Here is a 17864-nt window from a genome sequence, read left to right on the forward strand (position 1 = left end):
ATTTGTTTTTTCCGGATGTTATTGAATTATCGTAAAAAAAACCCTCGCTCCCGAAACTTCGGGACAGCAAGGGTTCTGCTTTATTAAAAAAAAAGACTAAGCACTATTGACTAGTGACTAATCACTAAAATTTAATATCTGTAGTACTCTGGCTTAAACGGACCTTCAACTTCAACACCAATATAAGCCGCCTGGTCAGGACGTAAAGTTTCTAACTCAACACCTAATTTAGCTAAGTGTAAAGCTGCTACTTTTTCATCCAAATGTTTTGGTAACATATAAACGTTGTTTTCATATTTATCAGAGTGATTCCATAATTCAATTTGAGCTAAAGTCTGGTTGGTGAATGAGTTACTCATTACAAAACTTGGGTGACCTGTAGCACAACCAAGGTTTACTAAACGACCTTCAGCCAAAATGATGATATCTTTTCCATCGATTGTATATTTGTCCACCTGAGGTTTGATTTCGATTTTAGAAGCACCGTGGTTTTTGTTCAACCAGGCCATATCAATTTCGTTATCAAAGTGTCCGATGTTACAAACAACAGTTTTATCTTTCATTTGTTCGAAATGCTCTCCAAGAACGATATCTTTATTTCCTGTAGTGGTAATGATGATATCAGCATTAGCAATTACAGTATTTAATTTCTTCACTTCATAACCGTCCATTGCAGCTTGTAAAGCACAAATTGGATCGATTTCAGTAACTGTCACAATAGATCCTGCACCTCTGAAAGAAGCAGCAGTTCCTTTTCCAACATCACCGTATCCGCAAACAACAACTCTTTTTCCGGCTAACATCAAGTCAGTTGCACGACGAACTGCATCTACAGCAGATTCTTTACAACCGTATTTGTTATCAAATTTGGATTTAGTAACCGAGTCGTTAATGTTGATTGCAGGCATTGGCAAAGTTCCGGCTTTTACTCTTTCGTACAATCTGTGAACACCAGTTGTAGTTTCTTCAGAAAGACCTTTAATTCCAGGAACCAATTCCGGGTAACGGTCAATAACCATATTAGTTAAATCTCCACCATCATCAAGAATCATGTTTAATGGTTTTCTTTCTTCACCAAAGAACAGAGTCTGCTCAATACACCAGTCAAATTCTTCTTCATTTAAACCTTTCCAAGCGTAAACTGAAATACCGGCAGCAGCAATAGCAGCGGCAGCCTGATCCTGAGTAGAGAAAATGTTACAGGAAGACCAGGTAACTTCAGCACCAAGAGCAATTAAAGTTTCAATTAAAACTGCAGTTTGGATTGTCATATGCAAACATCCTGCAATACGAGCACCTTTCAATGGTTGTTCGTCTTTATATTCAGCACGAAGCGCCATTAACCCTGGCATTTCAGCTTCAGCCAGTTCAATTTCTTTTCTTCCCCAGGCGGCCAGAGAAATGTCTTTTACTTTGAAAGCCACATAAGGCGTAGTCGTTGTACTCATTTATAGTATATTTGTAATTATAAATTTTTTGCAAAATTACGTAATAACTTATTATATAAAAAGGATTCGCAAACATTTATGAAATGTTTAATGTCTTAATCTTTTGAATATTAACTGAATAATTTTATTTTAGTAAAGAGCTTATTTCGTTTAGAAGCTATTCCCGTTATCCGCTGTATCTTTTACTCCTTAAAGAAAGGAGTAAAAGGATGCCGCTACTACCGGGGCTAGAAGGACAGCTGAGTTAAGAGGCAAAACTCATAACTCATAATTCATAATTTAAAAATGCCTTTATACAAAAAAATACAATTTAATAACAACACTCAAATTTATATTTGGAAAATCACTGAATCCTACGAACAATTGTTTGCAGAAGTTAGTTTGACTACTAAATGTCAATTGCGAATTAAGGGCATGAAATCGGAATTGCATCAACGTGGTTTTCTAAGTGTCCGAAAATTATTAAATGAAGCAGGTTATACCGATTTTGACTTGTATTATGACGAATTTGGGAAGCCACATCTTCAGGATGGTAAACATATTTCAATTACTCATTCTCATGAGTTTTCATCCATTATTATCAGTAATGAAACCGTAGGAATTGATATCGAATTGCAAAGAGAAAAAATTATTCGCATTGCTGACAAATTCTGTGATGCAGAATTCCAGTACTTAGACCGCGAAAAAACAGCCGAATACATAAAAAAACTCACGGTAATCTGGGGTGCTAAAGAAGCTATTTTTAAAATCAGAAACGAAAAAGGAATCAGTTTTAAAGATCATATTGCAGTCGGGGCATTTAGCTTAAATCAAACCGGGACTACTGCGCATTTAAACTTTGGAGGGTTACAGACACAATTTGATATTTATTTTGAAGAAGTGGAAGACTTTACACTTGTTTACGCATTAGAGCAATTGTAATTTCTCAACTATAAAAAACTTGTTTTTTTTATAGTTGTTGCTTTTTAAGTTTTCTAAAAAAAATTACTGGAGCCAGGTAGTTTCTTAAGAGATTTTTAAAAACGCTTAATTTTTTTTCACTGGTGTATCGGACTCTTTTAATCTGTTTTTAAACATATTAAGATAAAGGAAACTACCCATTTTGCGGGCTCTTCGTTTCAGGATTGCTGCATTTTCTCCTTCAAAATGTTCGTCTAAGGTCTGAAACCAGTGATTGAGCCAGATTCCAAACTCATTAGCACTAATTTTACCTTCAAAATGAGAATCTACTTCATTATGCACTGCATGAGGGTTTCCTTTGTATTTCTTAACCGCAAACAAATTGGTTTCCCAAAAATCAGTCAGTTTTTCCAAATGTGCATCCCAATCTTTTATCATCGTATTAAAATAAAAACCAATTTCTTCATCTGTTCTTATTTTAGCATAGAACTGATGTACTAAAAATTTGACATCAGTTCTGCTTTCTATTTCTTTCATATCAGGCTATTTATGATGATTAATAAAATACTTAAAAACACACTGCTGATAATTAAATTAAAAACGGTTCTATGACTCAGTTGTGCGAGAATAGAAGTGTTGGCAAAAATATTAGCAAATACAATAATTGCCAGTTGAACCATTTGGACTACAGATGTGCCATTAGAAAGTATAAACATCGCTGCTGTAGCTCCCAGACAGCTTTGTCCGATTATAGCCATAGTGGCAGAACCAATGTAACTTTTGTTGAAATTTTCGAATGTTGTGTTATAAAGTGTCATGATATATTTGTTTTATAGGACAAATTTACCACGATAAAACACCTCAGTTTTATGACTAAAATCATAAAACAAAAACTTTTTTAGCGGTATACTTTTCGGTTGATAATTTTTAAACAGCCTTTTTTTTCTAATGATTTTATAGCTCTGATAACCGTTTCTACTCTTAGACCTGTTAGATCAGCTAATTGCTGACGGGTAAAATTAATCAGAAAACCGGCTTCTTCTTTTTTAAAACGGAATTGTTCTATTGAATAGTCTATTAAGCGTAAAATCCGGTGTTCCGGATCCTGAGAAGAAATTTCGGCCGCCATAACCGATTTATAATACAGCCGTTGCGATAAATTTTTAATTATTTTTAAACTAATCTCGGGATTGTTTTTAAGTAATTCCAGAAACTTGTTTTTTGTGATTGAAATTATTTCACAGTCAGTTACTGCGACAGCATTAGCAGGATAGGCCTGATTTATAAAAAGTGGCGGTTCTCCAAAACACTGATCCTGATGAAATATTCCCTGAATAAATTCTTTACCTTCATCATTATAATTATTCATCTTAACTTCACCTGAAATAATTTGATAATAATAGGCAGGCTGATTGCCTTCTTCAAAAATAAGTTCTCCATTTTTGAAAAGTTTTTTTATTCCGCCATATGCTTCCAGTATTATTCCGGCAATCATTGTAAAATTTTAAGACATCTAAAAGGCTTACAAATATAATTGTTTAGAAATAGTTCTTGTGGTGTAAAAACTTTTTACTTTTACATTCTCATGGAAAAAACAACAATCTATCAGGAAATACAGCTAGCTAAAGCTGCTAATCAAAAATTATTAGCCATTCTTCTGGATCCGGATAAAATAATTTGGGAAAAATTAGATAGTTTGATTTTTAAGATAAATCAATCACCGGCAACGCATGTTTTTATCGGCGGAAGCCAAGTAGAAAGCAACATTTTAGACGATTTGATTGTTAGAATAAAACAAAATTGCATTTTACCAATCGTTCTTTTTCCGGGGCATCCTTCGCAGATTTCTAAATATGCGGATGGAATTTTGTTTTTATCATTGATATCCGGAAGAAATCCGGATTACCTGATAGAACATCAGCTTAATGCCGTACCAGTTTTAAATAAAACACAACTCGAAATCATTTCAACGGGCTATGTTTTGATAGAAAGCGGACACGAAACCGCTGTAGAACGCGTTAGTAAAACGAAGCCTTTGGACAGAAATAATCCGGAATTAGTTTTGCATACTGCTCAGGCCGGAGAAATGCTGGGGAATAAACTGATTTATCTTGAGGCCGGAAGCGGTGCTAAACAGGCAGTTCCATTAGAAATGATAAGCCAGGTTTCTAAAAATATTCAGATTCCCTTAATTGTAGGTGGTGGAATTGTTGATTTGACGGCTATTGAAAAAGCCTATCAGGCAGGAGCTGATTTAGTGGTAATTGGAACTGCTTTTGAAAAAAATGCTGATTTTTTTAACACTAAAATTAAATTATAAATGATAGATTTTTTTTTCGCACAATACGCGAATTATCCTGCGTCAGAAATTGCACTGGAATTAATGGGAGTTTTTTTTGGATTGGCCAGTGTATGGTTTGCAAAAAAAGATAATATTCTGGTCTTTCCCACAGGGTTAATTAGCACTTTTATTTATGCTTATTTGTTGTGGAAATGGGAATTGCTTGGTGATTCTATGATTAACGGTTATTATTTTATAATGAGTATTTATGGATGGTATCACTGGACCAGAAAAAAAGGCGGAGAAGAAGAATTTCCTGTTTCTTTAATAACCAAAAAAGAAAAAAGTACTGCAGTTGTTATTTTTATATTAACTTTAGTTTTTGTGTATCTGGTGTATCAGTATTTTGATAAATTTATTAACTGGTTCAATTATGTAGATACTTTTTTAACCGCAACTTTTTTTGTAGGAATGTGGTTAATGGCAAAACGAAAAATAGAAAACTGGATTTTTTGGATTGTAGGAGATTTCATTTCAATACCTTTGTATTTTTTTAAGGGATATACCTTTACGGCTTTGCAATATTTAATTTTCACAATTCTGGCGATATATGGCTATTTAGAATGGAAAGAAATTTTAAATAAAAAAAAGACTGAAAAGAACCTCTTTTTTAATGATGCTTTATAATAAATATATGAGTGAAATTACTGTTTCCGGGTTTGAAAGATCTAAATTAATTAATGAGTTAAAAAGAGTTAAAAGTATGGGGTTTTCAGATCAGGATTTTGAACAAATCAATGAACACGGTGTTTTATTAGAAGATATTAAAAAGCAACTGGCAATTTTTAAAAGAGGAATTGCTAAAATGGAATTAATAGAAGCTGCAACCGTAGGAAATGGAATTTTAAAATTAACTCACGAAGAATTTGTTGAGAAAGCAGTTTTTTTTGATGAGCATAAAACAAATCTTAAATTATTAAAATTTGTTCCTGCATCAGGGGCTGCAAGCAGGATGTTTAAATTCCTGACCACATTTATGAATGAATATGATATTGATAAAGAAAGTATTAATGCTTATATCAATAGAAAAAAAAATACGAAGCTGCGTGTTTTTATTGTGGGGATGGAGAAGTTACCCTTTTTTGAGATTATTTATAAAAAATTAAAAGAAGAACATCCGGATTTTGACTCTTTTTCCAGAGATTACAAAAATTATTATTTTATAAAATTCATGTTGGATGCCAGGTATTTTGATTTTGCATCCAAACCTAAAGGAATTTTGCCTTTTCACAAATATGCTACTACAATTGCTACACCTATAGAAGAACATTTATATGAATGTGGTTATTATTCAAGCAGCAATAACCAGTCATACCTCCATTTTACAGTTTCAGAAGAACATCAGGAACATTTTGAACAGATTATAGATAGAGTAAAAGACAAGGTAGAAATAGAAACTCAAACCAGTATTAATGTCACTTATTCGTATCAGGATAAAAAAACAGATACTATTGCCGTAACTATGAATAATAAGCCTTTTAGAAAGGAAAATGGCGAATTGCTTTTCAGACCGGGTGGACATGGAGCTTTGTTAGAAAATTTAAATCAGCTTGATGCCGATATCATTTTTATTAAAAATATTGATAATGTAATTCTGCATAATAATGATACGATAGCACTTTATAAAAAAGCACTTGCCGGCATTCTGTTAGAGCTGCAACAGGAAATATTTGCCTGCCTGAATCTAATTGACAGTTTTACTGCTACAGATCATCAGATAGAAGAAATCAAGGTTTTCCTGAAAGAAAAAATAAATATAGAAGTCAAAGCAGATTTTGATTTATACACTTTCGAAAATAAAATCAAAGTGCTGAAAAGCATTCTGAACCGTCCCATCAGGATATGCGGAATGGTTAAAAATGAAGGGGAACCTGGTGGAGGACCTTTCTGGGTAAAAAATGGACACAAAGAAATTTCATTACAGATTGTAGAATCTTCGCAAGTAGATTTAAGCAATAAAAAGCAGGTTAATATTATGAAACATGCAACTCATTTTAATCCTGTGGATTTAGTTTGTGCCACAAAAAATTATAAAAATGAAAAATTTGATTTACATCAGTTTGTAGATCAGGATAGTGGTTTTATTGTAGAAAAAAATTATTTAGGAAAAGATATTAAAAGCTACGAATTGCCTGGTTTGTGGAACGGAGCAATGGCAAACTGGCTGACTGTTTTTGCAGAAGTGCCTCTGGTTACTTTTAATCCGGTAAAAAATGTAAATGATTTATTAAAAGAGGCGCATCAGTCTTAAAAAAAGATGGAAATTCAAAAAATTATATCAGAGTTACATTATAAGGCGGTCAGAAGCAGTGGTGCAGGCGGTCAAAATGTAAATAAGGTTTCGTCTAAAGTGGTGCTGTCTTTTGATTTGAAAAACTCGCAGGCATTATCAGAGGAAGAAAAAACGTTGTTAGAAACAAATCTTTCTTCAAGGTTGACTACTGATGCAGTTTTGATTCTAAATTGTGATGAAGACAGAAGCCAGCTAAAAAATAAAGAAATAGTTACCAAACGATTTTTGGAACTAATTAAAAAAGCATTGATTGTTCCTAAAATCAGAAAAGCAACTAAAATTCCTAAATCAGTGATTAAAAAGAGAATTAAAGACAAAAAGAATCTTTCGGAAATAAAGAAAACTCGCAGAAAGCCAAATTTTTAGGATCAAGATTCATAGAATTAATTATTAAAAAAATTAAATCTTTGTTCTTAATTTTTTTATCTTAATTCTTTTCTATCTTTGCGCCGTCTCAAAGGGGTGCTTAAATCTGAATTTATTTCAGATTCTGAAACAAGTTCAGAATGAAGCTGAGATTATACCCAACGAACCTGAGCGAGTAATGTTGCTAAGGGAAATAAGGATAAATTAGTAGTTAAAACTGTTGATTTATTTATTGAACAATTTATTACATAACAAAAAGAATAATTCCCCCTTTTATTCGTAAAAAAACAATTACGGATGAAAACTTTTTTTTCCAGCCGAAAAGGCATAAAGGCACAAAGTTTAAGGTTTTTGATGTCTCTTTTCTTTTCTCTTTTCTCTTTTCTCTCTTTTTCTCAGGTAAAGGATACCACTAAGGTAAATCAACTTGATGAGGTTTTGGTTTCAGCAGTTCGTGTCACCACAAAAACTCCGGTGAGCTTTTCTAATTTGGACAAAAAAGAAATAGCTCCACGCAATTTAGGACAGGATATTCCAGCTTTGATGAATTATTTGCCTTCGGTGGTGAGTACATCTTACGCAGGAAATGGAATTGGTTATGCGGGAATTCGTGTTCGTGGTAGTGATGCTACCCGTGTGAATATTACAGTTAATGGAATTCCGTATAATGATTCGGAAAGTCACGGAACTTTTTGGGTAAACATGCCTGATTTTGCCTCTTCGGTAGAGAATATGCAATTACAACGCGGAGTAGGAACTTCGACTAATGGATCGGGGGCTTTTGGTGCAAGTTTGAATTTATTAACCGATGCTTATTCAAAAAAGAGCAGTGGCGAAATTGCTAATTCTTTTGGAAGTTTTAATACCAGAAAGCATACAGTAAAATTTAGTTCCGGTTTAATGAATGATCATTTCGAATTAGCTGGACGTTTGTCAGCTTTAAAATCAGATGGTTATGTTGACAGAGCAAGTTCTGATTTAAAGTCTTATTTTTTACAGGGAACTTATGTGGGCAAAACCACTCTGATTAAAGCCTTGGCCTTTGGAGGAACGGAAGAAACATACCAAGCCTGGAACGGAATTGATGGTGCTACTTTGGCTTCTGACAGAACTTTTAATTTTGGTGGAATTTATACAGATGAATCCGGGAATACTCGTTTTTATGACAACGAAACCGATAATTACCAACAAGACCATTATCAGTTGCATTGGAACGAGAAATTTTCCTCTAACTGGAATACCAATTTGGCTTTTCATTATACTAAAGGGAAAGGTTACTACGAGAATTACAAAGAAGACGCTGATTTTGGAGATTATGGTTTAAATCCTGTAGGATCAGAGGTTACAACTGATTTAGTGCGCCAAAAATGGCTGGACAATGATTTTTACGGGACTACTTTTTCAGCAAATTATAAAAATGAAGCGTTGGATGTTATTTTAGGCGGAGGCTGGAATAAATATGAAGGCGATCATTTTGGAAAGGTAATTTGGGCACGATTTGCTTCTCAAAGCGAATTAGGAGATCGCTATTATGAAGACTTTGCTTCAAAAACGGATGGGAATGTTTTTGCAAAAATCAATTATCAAATTGGAAATTTTGTCAATGTTTATGTTGATGCACAGTATAGAAATGTACACTATAAGGCCAATAGCGCAGAAACAGGATTGGTAAATGATAATTTTAATTTCTTTAATCCTAAAGCGGGTTTGAATTTTACGTTAAACAATAAAAATGCTGTGTATGTGTCTTATGCCAGAGCTAATCGTGAACCAAACCGAACGGATTATGAAGGCGGAAATGTGAAACCGGAAAGAATGGATGATTTTGAATTGGGTTGGCGATTTTTAACTCCAAAGACACAGATAAATATCAACGGTTATTATATGAAATACAAAGACCAGTTGGTTTTAACAGGTGAGTTGGATGATGTAGGAAATCCGGTTCGAACTAATGTGGGCGAAAGTTATCGCTTAGGTTTAGAGGTTGATGCGAGTTTTCAATTGGATAAAAAATGGGCAATCCGACCTAATTTTACCTTGAGTGATAATAAAAATATTGATTTTGTATTGGATAGCGGAAACGGTACAGCTAATTTAGAGAATACTAATATTGCTTTTTCCCCTAAATTAATTGCAGCTAACAGTCTTTTATTTTCTCCTTTAGCAAATTTGCAATTGAACCTGTTGTCTAAATTTGTGGGAAGTCAATATTTGAACAATATGAATGACGGACAAGGAAAGTTGAATGATTATTTTGTAAACGATTTTAATGCTACTTACACTATTTTTCCTAAAAGCGTTTTTAAATCAATTACAATAAGTGTATTGGCAAATAATTTTGCAAATAAACATTATGTTTCGGATGGAGCTGATTATGGTGGAGGTTATGTTTATTATTATCCCCAAGCCGGAGCTAATTTCCTGGCCGGACTTAACCTGAAGTTTTAATTTGTAGTTTATATTTTAAAAAGCCTGAAAGTTTAACATTTCAGGCTTTTTTGCTTTTAATTATATATTCTCAGGATATTTCCGCTTTTCTCAACCCGATATTGTTTCAAAGGATATTTTGATTTTCCCAGACCTGTAAATAAGCTGTACTCTTCATCATCACAGGGGCAAACTACATTAATCCCATCCAGAGTTAATGTAGAACAACTGCTCAGTGGTTGATTAGGACAGGCAGCATCAAAGGCATTGTATCCGGATCCGGTATTAAAAACATAAATCCCTTTCGGACCTACTTCGGGACCGGAATAATAAACAGCATTAACTGGGGTTGTAAGATTCGAATACTGTGGTAAACTCAGGTTAAAAGTTACTGAAAAATTGTAATTTGGAATATAAGGATTGTTATTATTGAACCCATCATCTGAACACGAAAAAAACAAAAGACTGATTAGAAAAAGAGAGATAATTTTTTTCATATTTTTAATTTGTAAAAGTATTAGTGAAACAAATTTAATTTATTTACATTTGAAATAATAATGGTTAACATATAATTATACACTATAAAAAAATATATTATCTTTGTGGAAAGAAATCCCGTTCCGATGGGATTTTTTCTATTTTATAAAATGATGAAGTTATGAGTACAGTATCTTATTACACAGCAGAAGGACTTAAAAAATTAAGAGAAGAATTAGATTATTTGAAGACAGTGATGCGTCCAAAAGCATCTCAGGATATAGCCGATGCAAGAGATAAAGGAGACTTATCTGAGAATGCAGAATACGATGCTGCAAAAGAGGCACAGGGAATGTTAGAAATGAAAATTGCCAAGTTGGAGGAAATTCATGCTAATGCCCGATTAATTGATGAGTCAAATCTTGATTTGTCAAAGGTTTTGGTATTGTCAAGTGTAAAAATCAAAAATCAGGCAAATGGTATGGAAATGAAATATACTCTGGTTGCCGAAAGTGAAGCCGATTTAAAAACAGGAAAAATCTCTGTTACTTCTCCTATTGGTAAAGGATTATTAGGAAAATCAATAGGCGAGGTGGCTGAAATTAAAGTGCCAAACGGTGTTTTGAAATTTGAAATTTTAGAAATTACAAGAGAGTAAATATTTTAAAAGTTTAACCGTTTATTTGTTTAATCGGTTAAGCGGATAAACGATAAACAACTAAACTATGTCATCAATATTCACCAAAATAATAAACGGAGAAATTCCATGTTATAAGATTGCTGAAGACGATAACTATTTTGCATTCTTAGATATTAATCCTAATGCAAAAGGACATACTTTATGCATTCCTAAATTTGAAATCGATAAGATTTTTGATATGGATGAAGCGCATTATTTAGGATTGATGCATTTTTCCAGAAAAGTGGCTAAGGCTTTAGAAAAAACAGTTCCGTGTAATAGAATAGCTATTTCAGTTATCGGACTGGAAGTGCCTCATGCCCATGTTCACCTGATTCCGTTAAACAGTATGGAAGATATACGCTTTCAGAAAAAAGTGCAATTGAGTAAAGAAGAATTTGAAAATCTGGCTCAGGAAATCAGAGCTAATTTGTAGTTTTAGTTATCGCCCTGATAAACATAATATAAATCGTTTAGAGAATTTCTTTAAACGATTTTTTTTATTAATTTTTCAGCATCAGATAATTTTAACTGAGCTTTTTAAAACTCATTTGCATCGTAGTGCCTTTGCCTATTTCGGAATGTAAGACTTTAATGTTTCCTTTGTGGTATTCTTTTACAATTCGTTTGGTCAACGAAAGCCCTAGTCCCCAGCCTCTTTTTTTAGTCGTAAATCCCGGTTCAAAAATGGTTTGGAATTGTTTTTTAGAGATTCCGCTGCCAGTATCTGAAATATTTATTTTTACATACACAGGATCTTCCAGTATTAAAACGGTAATTTTTCCTTTACCTTTCATTGCATCAATAGCGTTTTTAATCAGGTTTTCTATAGTCCAGCTATGTAAAACAGGATTGAGCATCGTGTAAATTGGTGACTTGGGACTGTCGAAAGAAAATTCCAGCTGTTTAGAAAAACGTGATTGCAGATAGTTATAAGTTTGCAATGTTTCGTTTGTAATATTTCTTTTTTCTAAAACCGGTTCTGAACCTATTTTAGAAAAACGATCAGTAATCGTTTGCAGGCGGTCAATGTCTTTTTCTATTTCAGCTGTTGTGGTTTCGTCAATATTTTCACTTTTTAAAATTTCGACCCAACCAATTAAGGAGGAAAGTGGTGTGCCTATCTGATGGGCGGTTTCCTTAGCCATTCCTGCCCAGAGTTTATTTTGAGTAGCAATTTTAGTACTGCGGTAGAAATAATAAATCAAGGCCGAAAACAGGAAAATAATCAACAGCAAAGCAATAGGATAATATTTAAGCTTATTCAGTAAAGCGGAGTTTCCATAATACCATTTTTGAAATTTGTCAGGAGCATACTCAATAATAATCGGTTCATTTTCTTTTTTTAAGTTAGCTAAAAATGCCATCGATTTCACCTTGTCTTTTACAATGCTTTCCTCAATGTTGAGGGTGTTAATGATACTGTCGTTTTCAGTGAGTATAACCGGAATGGAATTATTATTATTAAAAATTTGAAGCGGGAGTTCCACATCCGTATTTTCATCAGCGTTAATGAGTGTTTTTTGGGCTTTAGCCAAAAGATTCATTTTCAGACGTTCCTCGTTTTTAAAAATCTGAAAAAAAGTATAAGTATTCCAAAGAATAATCGAAATGATGAAAAATGAAGCAAAAACAAGAATCCATCGTCCGGTATTTCTTTTGTCAGAAAATTGCATACGTAATATTTTGGAGTATAAATATAACGAAATATACCGTCATATTATTTTAGTTTTTTTAAGTTTTATAAACGAATGTAAATCATGAGAAAGCTCTCAAATGTAGCTGTTCATCAGAGAATTAAAAATTAAAATGGAAATTGTAAAACAAACATTATTATCGGTTAAAAGAAGTTACTATATTTGTATATTCAATGTTTTTCTGTAAAAAAGTTTTTCTTTTGAAGTTAAAAGGCTTAAATGAAAATGATATACTTCTGATTAGAAGTGCTTTTGGAAAAATAATAATCAATAACAATTAAAATAACGAAGATGGAAGTTACAGGAAAAATTAGAGTTGTTAATCCGGAACAACAAGTTAGTGCATCATTTAAAAAGAGAGAATTAGTTGTTACAACAGATGAGCAATATCCACAACATATTTTGATAGAGTTCACTCAGGATAAATGTGATTTATTGAATAACTATTCTATTGGAGAACCTGTAAAAGTTTCAATCAATTTAAGAGGAAGAGAATGGGTTAATCCACAAGGAGAAACAAGATTTTTTAACAGTATTCAGGGATGGAGAATTGAGAAACTGGCTACCGAAGCTCCGGCTGCGCCAATTCCTGCTGCACCGGCTTTTGCACCGGCAACAAACTTAAACGAAGACGAACCGGACGATTTACCGTTTTAATTCAAAACAATAAAAAGACAAGCCCTGATGATTCAGGGCTTTTTTTTGCCTTAAAACGAAGGTTTAATAAGTATTCCAAGTCCTATTTGACTTCCTATCTGAGGATAAATAAATGCTGAGGCTTCATTCTTTTTTCCAAAATAAATTTTTTGGAGCGGATTATAATAAGAAACGATAATCCCGGAAGCAAGTCCAATTCCGGCTCCTGTTAGAATATCTGAAGTATAATGTTTGTTGTTTGCTACACGCAATATCCCGGTAGCAGTCGCAAATACAAAACCGCTGCTGGCATACCAAAAATCAGCATCTTTGTATTCCTGATATAAAAGCGCTGCATGTGTAAAAGCTATTGCGGTATGACCTGATGGAAAACTCAATTGATTTGAACTATCAGGGCGATGTGCTTTTACTGAATTTTTTATTGCTGTAACTACAATATAACTGATAGCATCGGCAGTAACAACATCAATAGTCTGATGCATGACAGTGTTTTTTGGCTTAAATCCTAAAAGTTTTCCGGTGTACATTTGTACTAAAGGAACAAAAACGGTAAAATTATCTGCTCCGGTACGAAAATCTGAACCAAAAAAGGATTGTGATTCTTTTTGAAGGTCTTTGTTAAGTTGCGTTTTAAATAATAAGACTCCTGAACCCATTAAAGCTGTAGGGATAAGGAGTGATTTGTAAGACAGCTTTTTAGCGCTAACAACGGAATCTATCGCTTGTCCATTTATTTTTAGAATCAAAAAAAAGAACATTACTACAAACAAAATGTTTCTCATCTAAATAAAATTAGAAGTTTATTAGGGCTAACCACATAAAGTAAATTACATTTGTCAAATGTAAGAGTATATCCTTTTAGAATAAAATAGTTATGTATTATTTATCCGAAGATTTATTTTTCCCACCCGTTCATTTAGCTCATTCTTCGGGAATTATTGGGTTAGGCGGTGATTTATCTCCAGAGCGATTGCAATTGGCCTATAAAAGCGGAATTTTTCCGTGGTTTGAAGATGGAGAACCTATTACCTGGTGGGCACCAAATCCCCGGATGGTATTGTTTTTGGACGAGTTGATTGTTTCAAAAAGTATGCGGAATATCATCAACAGGAAAATCTTTCGTGTTACTTTTAATCAAAATTTCAGAGCTGTTATTTCTAATTGCCAACAAGTAAAAAGAGAAGGGCAAAACGGTACCTGGATTACTAATGACATGATTGAGGCTTATTGTAAACTACATGATCTAGGAATAGCGAAATCTGTTGAAGTTTGGGAAAACGACCAATTAGTGGGTGGTTTATACGGTGTTGATTTAGGTCATGTTTTTTGTGGCGAAAGTATGTTTTCATTGGTTTCCAATGCTTCAAAAGTGGCTTTTATTTTTTTGGTAAACCAATTAAAAATGGAGAATTACAAACTTCTTGATTGTCAGGTTTATAATGAACATTTAGAAAGTTTAGGCTGTCGCGAAATTGCCCGCGAGGAATTTATGGCTATTTTAAATAGTTTCTAATCCGGAGGCTATCAACTGCCATTGCAATTTCATTTGGTCTTCCCAAGGCATTGCATAAACTCCTTTGGACTCCATATCAATTTTTAATGCATTGGCAGAGACGGTGCCGGAAATTAAGTCCGTTTTCCATTGGGTAAATTGGTCACGCCACTGATCCAAATAGGTATCTGGCCACACTAATTTTCGTTCTTTTTTTGGAAAAATAAATAAAGGCATTTCAGAAACCAGAGTTAAGCAATCACCTCCTAAACTTCTGATGGATTCCATCGAACTGGCATGAAATTGTGCCGCTGTTTTAGTATCGCCTAAGTTTAAAAAATGTTCCCGCATCTTGCCCCCATCCGGACGCGTACAAAATCCCTCATCAATTCTCGAAAATCCTTTTTCACCATTACGGTCTAAATCATACAAGTCATATCCTAGTTCAATTGTTTTTTGTTTGCAATCTTGTCGTAGTTTTCTTGTTCGGTCAATCCAGTCTTCATCAATTAAAAACCAGGCACCATAACTGGATTTCATTCCATGAAGTGAAGCATGTAGCGAAAAAGGAGCATTCGCTGTTTTCCAAAAATTATATACCGCAGTATTCTCAGGACGCAAAGCAGGAATTTTGCCTTCAATTGGGTAGCCAAATTCTAAATCACGGCCGGGTAATTCCCGTTGTACATGAAGTAAATATTGGTCTAAATCAGTTTTTGAATCCGTGTAATGATACCATTTTAGGTTTTGTTTTTCACCATCGGGATTGGTGTGAGGAACAATCCACCAACTGAATTTTTCAAATAATGGGTGGTTTTCAGAAAGTGAAGAGAAGTAAGATACTAATTTTTTCAAAAGTAACGGACCTATCGGTTCGTCAGCATGATTTCCCGCAATAAGACTAATGTTTTTATTGCCTTTTCCAAAACGAAATCCTTCTATTGTTTGTCCCTCAACAGAAGTACCAATTTTAATTCCTTCTATTTTTTCTAAAGGAGCTTTCAGTATCGAATCGATATAATCGTATGCTTTCATGATGTTTATTTAGGAAGTATAAAGATACAACGGAATCATAAATAGCTTTTGATTTTTAAATTTAAATTAAAAATTCAGTTTTGTAAAACTCCAATCTAAGGTTTTGTAAAGAACCAATTGGTTTTTCAAACTCGGTAAACCGATAATTAGTTTTAAAGTTTCGTGTGCCATCATCGTTCCAATCATGCCCGGTAAAGTCCCTAAAACGCCGTTAAAGCTACAATTGGGTACGTCTTTGGGATTAGGTGGTTCTGGAAATAAATCACGTAAATTTTTACTTCCCTGATGATTAAAAACCGCAAGTTGCCCTTCGAATCCCAGAATGCTGCCATAAACCAAAGGTTTTTCCAACCTTACACAAGTATCGTTGACTAAATAGCGCGTACTAAAATTATCCGATCCATCCACTACAATATCAAAATCAGCAATAATTCTGGCAGCATTTTCTACAGTCAGTTTTTCTTCAAATGCTAAAACTTTTATTAATGGATTTAGTTTTTCAACGGTTTCTTTCGCGGTCAAAGCTTTCGATAAACCCACTTGATTTTCGGTATAAAGAATTTGGCGATGTAAATTATGAATTTCGATTTTGTCAAAATCCACAATGCCAATAGTTCCCACTCCGGCGGGAGCTAAATATTGTAAAATAGGACAGCCTAAACCGCCTGCGCCAATCACCAATACTTTGGCGTTTTTTAATTTTTTCTGCCCTTCTTCACCAATTTCAGGTAAAATGACTTGTCTGTTGTATCGTAAAAAATCCTGTATAATGCTCATTTTTTAAGTCTTAAAGTAATGAAGTCGAAAGTTATAAAGTCAAAATAATGTTTAATGTAAAACCGAATTTTCTTTAAGACTTTCGACTTTCGACGTTTGACTAAAAGTTCTGTCCCAATCTTTCCAAACGGGTTCGTATCCTCTTTGACTGATAATTGTTGCTATTTCAGCAACCGAACGTTCGTCGCTAATTTCGAATTGTTCCAATGATTGTGGGTCTACCACATAACCACCTGGATTGGTTTTAGAACCAGCGCTCATACTGGTTGTTCCAAGTGGGATAATATTGTTTCTGAATTTTTCGTTCTCACGGGTCGAAATTGAAATTTCTAAATCTTCATTCCACAAACGGTAGGCACAAATAAGTTGCGTCAAATCTTTGTCATCCATGATGAAATTGGGTTCGATAATGCCTTCTGCAGGACGCAATCGAGGGAAGGAAACAGAATATTTAGTTTGCCAATAGGTTTTTTGCAAATAATCCAAATGCAAAGCATTGAAAAAACTATCTGTTCGCCAATCCTCTAACCCCAATAAAACACCTAAGCCTATTTTGTGAATGCCGGCTTTCCCAATTCGGTCCGGCGTATCTAATCTAAAATCAAAATTCGATTTCTTGCCTTTAGTATGGTATTTTTTATACACTTCCTGATGATAGGTTTCCTGATACACTAGAACGGAATACACACCGGCTTGATGCAATTGTTCGTATTCTTCCTGAGAAAGGGGTTGCACTTCAACGGAAATAATGGAAAAATCAGTTCTGATTTGCTCGATTGCATTCAGGAAGTAATTAATATTTACGGTGTAATTAGCTTCTCCGGTTACCAATAAAACATGGTCAAATCCTGCTTTTTTCAATGCTTCTACTTCTAATTTTATTTCAGAATCGGTCAGGGTTTTACGTTTGATTTTGTTATCCAGACTAAAACCGCAATAGGTACAGATGTTTTGGCATTCGTTACTAAGGTATAACGGAGCATACATTTGGATGGTTTTTCCAAAACGTTTCTTGGTCAATTCATGACTTATTTGCGCCATTTGTTCTAAATAAGGTTGCGCTGCTGGAGAAATCATCGCCAAAAAATCATCAAGATTTCTTTTGGATTTAGCTAATGCTTGTTCTACCTGCTTAGCTGTAGTAGCATAAATTTGGGATTGAATTTCGTTCCAATTGTATTGCTCGAAAGTAGATTTGAAGTTTGTCATTTTATTTTTTAAACACAAAGAGCACTAAGATATTTCACAAGTAACACAAAGCTTAGTGAACTTAGC

The 17864-nt window shown here is 33.9% G+C and carries 20 protein-coding genes; 10 read left to right on the top strand and 10 right to left on the bottom strand.

Features of this window, described 5'->3' with window-relative positions:
• Window positions 1-131: 131 nt before the first annotated feature.
• A complete protein-coding gene (gene ahcY / locus ABS764_RS05640; protein WP_408080828.1) occupies window positions 132-1448 on the bottom strand; it encodes an adenosylhomocysteinase in 1317 nt (438 codons plus the stop codon).
• A 285-nt stretch (window positions 1449-1733) separates the two neighbouring features.
• Here ahcY and ABS764_RS05645 point away from each other — a divergent pair, with 285 nt between their 5' ends.
• On the top strand, window positions 1734-2369 hold the full coding sequence (locus ABS764_RS05645; protein ID WP_408080829.1) for a 4'-phosphopantetheinyl transferase family protein: 636 nt from the start codon (window positions 1734-1736) through the stop codon (window positions 2367-2369).
• Between the two features lie 105 nt (window positions 2370-2474).
• Here the strand turns inward: ABS764_RS05645 and ABS764_RS05650 are convergent, their stop codons facing one another.
• From ABS764_RS05650 to ABS764_RS05660, 3 genes are all read right to left on the bottom strand, one after another.
• Entirely contained in the window at window positions 2475-2885 is a 411-nt protein-coding gene (locus ABS764_RS05650) for a group III truncated hemoglobin (protein WP_408080830.1), read from the bottom strand.
• Window positions 2882-3166 (bottom strand): hypothetical protein, encoded by a 285-nt coding sequence (locus tag ABS764_RS05655; protein ID WP_408080831.1) that lies wholly within the window; start codon window positions 3164-3166, stop codon window positions 2882-2884. Before ABS764_RS05655 ends, ABS764_RS05650 begins: the two co-directional genes overlap by 4 nt.
• Before the next feature lie 80 nt (window positions 3167-3246).
• On the bottom strand, window positions 3247-3843 hold the full coding sequence (locus tag ABS764_RS05660) for a Crp/Fnr family transcriptional regulator (RefSeq protein ID WP_408080832.1): 597 nt from the start codon (window positions 3841-3843) through the stop codon (window positions 3247-3249).
• 90 nt (window positions 3844-3933) lie between these two features.
• Here ABS764_RS05660 and ABS764_RS05665 point away from each other — a divergent pair, with 90 nt between their 5' ends.
• The 5 genes from ABS764_RS05665 to ABS764_RS05685 all read left to right on the top strand — a co-directional run bounded on the left by ABS764_RS05665 (window position 3934) and on the right by ABS764_RS05685 (window position 9796).
• Window positions 3934-4668: a phosphoglycerol geranylgeranyltransferase gene (locus tag ABS764_RS05665; protein WP_408080833.1), complete on the top strand. Its 735-nt coding sequence runs from the start codon at window positions 3934-3936 to the stop codon at window positions 4666-4668.
• A complete protein-coding gene (pnuC, locus tag ABS764_RS05670; protein WP_408080834.1) occupies window positions 4669-5316 on the top strand; it encodes a nicotinamide riboside transporter PnuC in 648 nt (215 codons plus the stop codon).
• Window positions 5317-5323: 7 nt separating this feature from the next.
• Complete coding sequence (locus ABS764_RS05675; RefSeq protein WP_408080835.1) at window positions 5324-6940, top strand: DUF4301 family protein; 1617 nt, start codon at window positions 5324-5326, stop codon at window positions 6938-6940.
• A gap of 6 nt (window positions 6941-6946) precedes the next feature.
• Window positions 6947-7348, top strand: coding sequence for an alternative ribosome rescue aminoacyl-tRNA hydrolase ArfB (gene arfB / locus ABS764_RS05680; protein ID WP_408080836.1), 402 nt, complete (start codon window positions 6947-6949; stop codon window positions 7346-7348).
• A gap of 297 nt (window positions 7349-7645) precedes the next feature.
• Window positions 7646-9796, top strand: a complete 2151-nt coding sequence (locus tag ABS764_RS05685; RefSeq protein WP_408080837.1) for a TonB-dependent receptor — start codon at window positions 7646-7648, stop codon at window positions 9794-9796.
• 56 nt (window positions 9797-9852) lie between these two features.
• Here the strand turns inward: ABS764_RS05685 and ABS764_RS05690 are convergent, their stop codons facing one another.
• A complete protein-coding gene (locus tag ABS764_RS05690; protein ID WP_408080838.1) occupies window positions 9853-10272 on the bottom strand; it encodes a Rieske (2Fe-2S) protein in 420 nt (139 codons plus the stop codon).
• A 161-nt stretch (window positions 10273-10433) separates the two neighbouring features.
• Between ABS764_RS05690 and greA the strand changes: the two genes are divergently transcribed.
• Window positions 10434-10910: a transcription elongation factor GreA gene (gene greA / locus ABS764_RS05695; protein WP_035656904.1), complete on the top strand. Its 477-nt coding sequence runs from the start codon at window positions 10434-10436 to the stop codon at window positions 10908-10910.
• A gap of 67 nt (window positions 10911-10977) precedes the next feature.
• Window positions 10978-11367, top strand: a complete 390-nt coding sequence (locus ABS764_RS05700) for an HIT family protein (RefSeq protein ID WP_408080839.1) — start codon at window positions 10978-10980, stop codon at window positions 11365-11367.
• A 91-nt stretch (window positions 11368-11458) separates the two neighbouring features.
• Here the strand turns inward: ABS764_RS05700 and ABS764_RS05705 are convergent, their stop codons facing one another.
• Window positions 11459-12607 (bottom strand): sensor histidine kinase, encoded by a 1149-nt coding sequence (locus ABS764_RS05705; protein WP_408080840.1) that lies wholly within the window; start codon window positions 12605-12607, stop codon window positions 11459-11461.
• 312 nt (window positions 12608-12919) lie between these two features.
• Between ABS764_RS05705 and ABS764_RS05710 the strand changes: the two genes are divergently transcribed.
• Window positions 12920-13285, top strand: a complete 366-nt coding sequence (locus ABS764_RS05710) for a DUF3127 domain-containing protein (RefSeq protein ID WP_408080841.1) — start codon at window positions 12920-12922, stop codon at window positions 13283-13285.
• 50 nt (window positions 13286-13335) lie between these two features.
• On the opposite strand, the gene ABS764_RS05715 is transcribed toward ABS764_RS05710, so the two are convergent.
• A complete protein-coding gene (locus ABS764_RS05715) occupies window positions 13336-14067 on the bottom strand; it encodes a phosphatase PAP2 family protein (protein WP_408080842.1) in 732 nt (243 codons plus the stop codon).
• A gap of 92 nt (window positions 14068-14159) precedes the next feature.
• Here ABS764_RS05715 and aat point away from each other — a divergent pair, with 92 nt between their 5' ends.
• Window positions 14160-14798: a leucyl/phenylalanyl-tRNA--protein transferase gene (gene aat / locus ABS764_RS05720; protein WP_408080843.1), complete on the top strand. Its 639-nt coding sequence runs from the start codon at window positions 14160-14162 to the stop codon at window positions 14796-14798.
• Here the strand turns inward: aat and ABS764_RS05725 are convergent.
• From ABS764_RS05725 to thiH, 3 genes are all read right to left on the bottom strand, one after another.
• Window positions 14784-15812, bottom strand: coding sequence for a M14 family zinc carboxypeptidase (locus ABS764_RS05725; protein WP_408080844.1), 1029 nt, complete (start codon window positions 15810-15812; stop codon window positions 14784-14786). The genes aat and ABS764_RS05725 overlap by 15 nt on opposite strands.
• Before the next feature lie 66 nt (window positions 15813-15878).
• Complete coding sequence (locus ABS764_RS05730; protein WP_408080845.1) at window positions 15879-16589, bottom strand: HesA/MoeB/ThiF family protein; 711 nt, start codon at window positions 16587-16589, stop codon at window positions 15879-15881.
• Window positions 16590-16640: 51 nt separating this feature from the next.
• Window positions 16641-17798 (bottom strand): 2-iminoacetate synthase ThiH, encoded by a 1158-nt coding sequence (gene thiH, locus ABS764_RS05735; RefSeq protein ID WP_408080846.1) that lies wholly within the window; start codon window positions 17796-17798, stop codon window positions 16641-16643.
• Window positions 17799-17864: the final 66 nt, after the last annotated feature.

This window comes from Flavobacterium plantiphilum (assembly GCF_046000495.1).
GTDB lineage: Bacteria > Bacteroidota > Bacteroidia > Flavobacteriales > Flavobacteriaceae > Flavobacterium > Flavobacterium plantiphilum.

What these genes read in the sequence shown, in the direction of transcription:
- ABS764_RS05655 (WP_408080831.1), bottom strand. Translation starts at nt 3,166, where the DNA reads ATGACACTTTATAACACAACATTCGAAAATTTCAACAAAAGTTACATT.
- thiH (WP_408080846.1), bottom strand. Translation starts at nt 17,798, where the DNA reads ATGACAAACTTCAAATCTACTTTCGAGCAATACAATTGGAACGAAATT.
- ABS764_RS05715 (WP_408080842.1), bottom strand. Translation starts at nt 14,067, where the DNA reads ATGAGAAACATTTTGTTTGTAGTAATGTTCTTTTTTTTGATTCTAAAA.
- ahcY (WP_408080828.1), bottom strand. Translation starts at nt 1,448, where the DNA reads ATGAGTACAACGACTACGCCTTATGTGGCTTTCAAAGTAAAAGACATT.
- ABS764_RS05725 (WP_408080844.1), bottom strand. Translation starts at nt 15,812, where the DNA reads ATGAAAGCATACGATTATATCGATTCGATACTGAAAGCTCCTTTAGAA.
- ABS764_RS05665 (WP_408080833.1), top strand. Translation starts at nt 3,934, where the DNA reads ATGGAAAAAACAACAATCTATCAGGAAATACAGCTAGCTAAAGCTGCT.
- ABS764_RS05710 (WP_408080841.1), top strand. Translation starts at nt 12,920, where the DNA reads ATGGAAGTTACAGGAAAAATTAGAGTTGTTAATCCGGAACAACAAGTT.
- greA (WP_035656904.1), top strand. Translation starts at nt 10,434, where the DNA reads ATGAGTACAGTATCTTATTACACAGCAGAAGGACTTAAAAAATTAAGA.
- arfB (WP_408080836.1), top strand. Translation starts at nt 6,947, where the DNA reads ATGGAAATTCAAAAAATTATATCAGAGTTACATTATAAGGCGGTCAGA.
- pnuC (WP_408080834.1), top strand. Translation starts at nt 4,669, where the DNA reads ATGATAGATTTTTTTTTCGCACAATACGCGAATTATCCTGCGTCAGAA.
- aat (WP_408080843.1), top strand. Translation starts at nt 14,160, where the DNA reads ATGTATTATTTATCCGAAGATTTATTTTTCCCACCCGTTCATTTAGCT.
- ABS764_RS05690 (WP_408080838.1), bottom strand. Translation starts at nt 10,272, where the DNA reads ATGAAAAAAATTATCTCTCTTTTTCTAATCAGTCTTTTGTTTTTTTCG.
- ABS764_RS05660 (WP_408080832.1), bottom strand. Translation starts at nt 3,843, where the DNA reads ATGATTGCCGGAATAATACTGGAAGCATATGGCGGAATAAAAAAACTT.
- ABS764_RS05645 (WP_408080829.1), top strand. Translation starts at nt 1,734, where the DNA reads ATGCCTTTATACAAAAAAATACAATTTAATAACAACACTCAAATTTAT.
- ABS764_RS05685 (WP_408080837.1), top strand. Translation starts at nt 7,646, where the DNA reads ATGAAAACTTTTTTTTCCAGCCGAAAAGGCATAAAGGCACAAAGTTTA.
- ABS764_RS05730 (WP_408080845.1), bottom strand. Translation starts at nt 16,589, where the DNA reads ATGAGCATTATACAGGATTTTTTACGATACAACAGACAAGTCATTTTA.
- ABS764_RS05650 (WP_408080830.1), bottom strand. Translation starts at nt 2,885, where the DNA reads ATGAAAGAAATAGAAAGCAGAACTGATGTCAAATTTTTAGTACATCAG.
- ABS764_RS05705 (WP_408080840.1), bottom strand. Translation starts at nt 12,607, where the DNA reads ATGCAATTTTCTGACAAAAGAAATACCGGACGATGGATTCTTGTTTTT.
- ABS764_RS05700 (WP_408080839.1), top strand. Translation starts at nt 10,978, where the DNA reads ATGTCATCAATATTCACCAAAATAATAAACGGAGAAATTCCATGTTAT.
- ABS764_RS05675 (WP_408080835.1), top strand. Translation starts at nt 5,324, where the DNA reads ATGAGTGAAATTACTGTTTCCGGGTTTGAAAGATCTAAATTAATTAAT.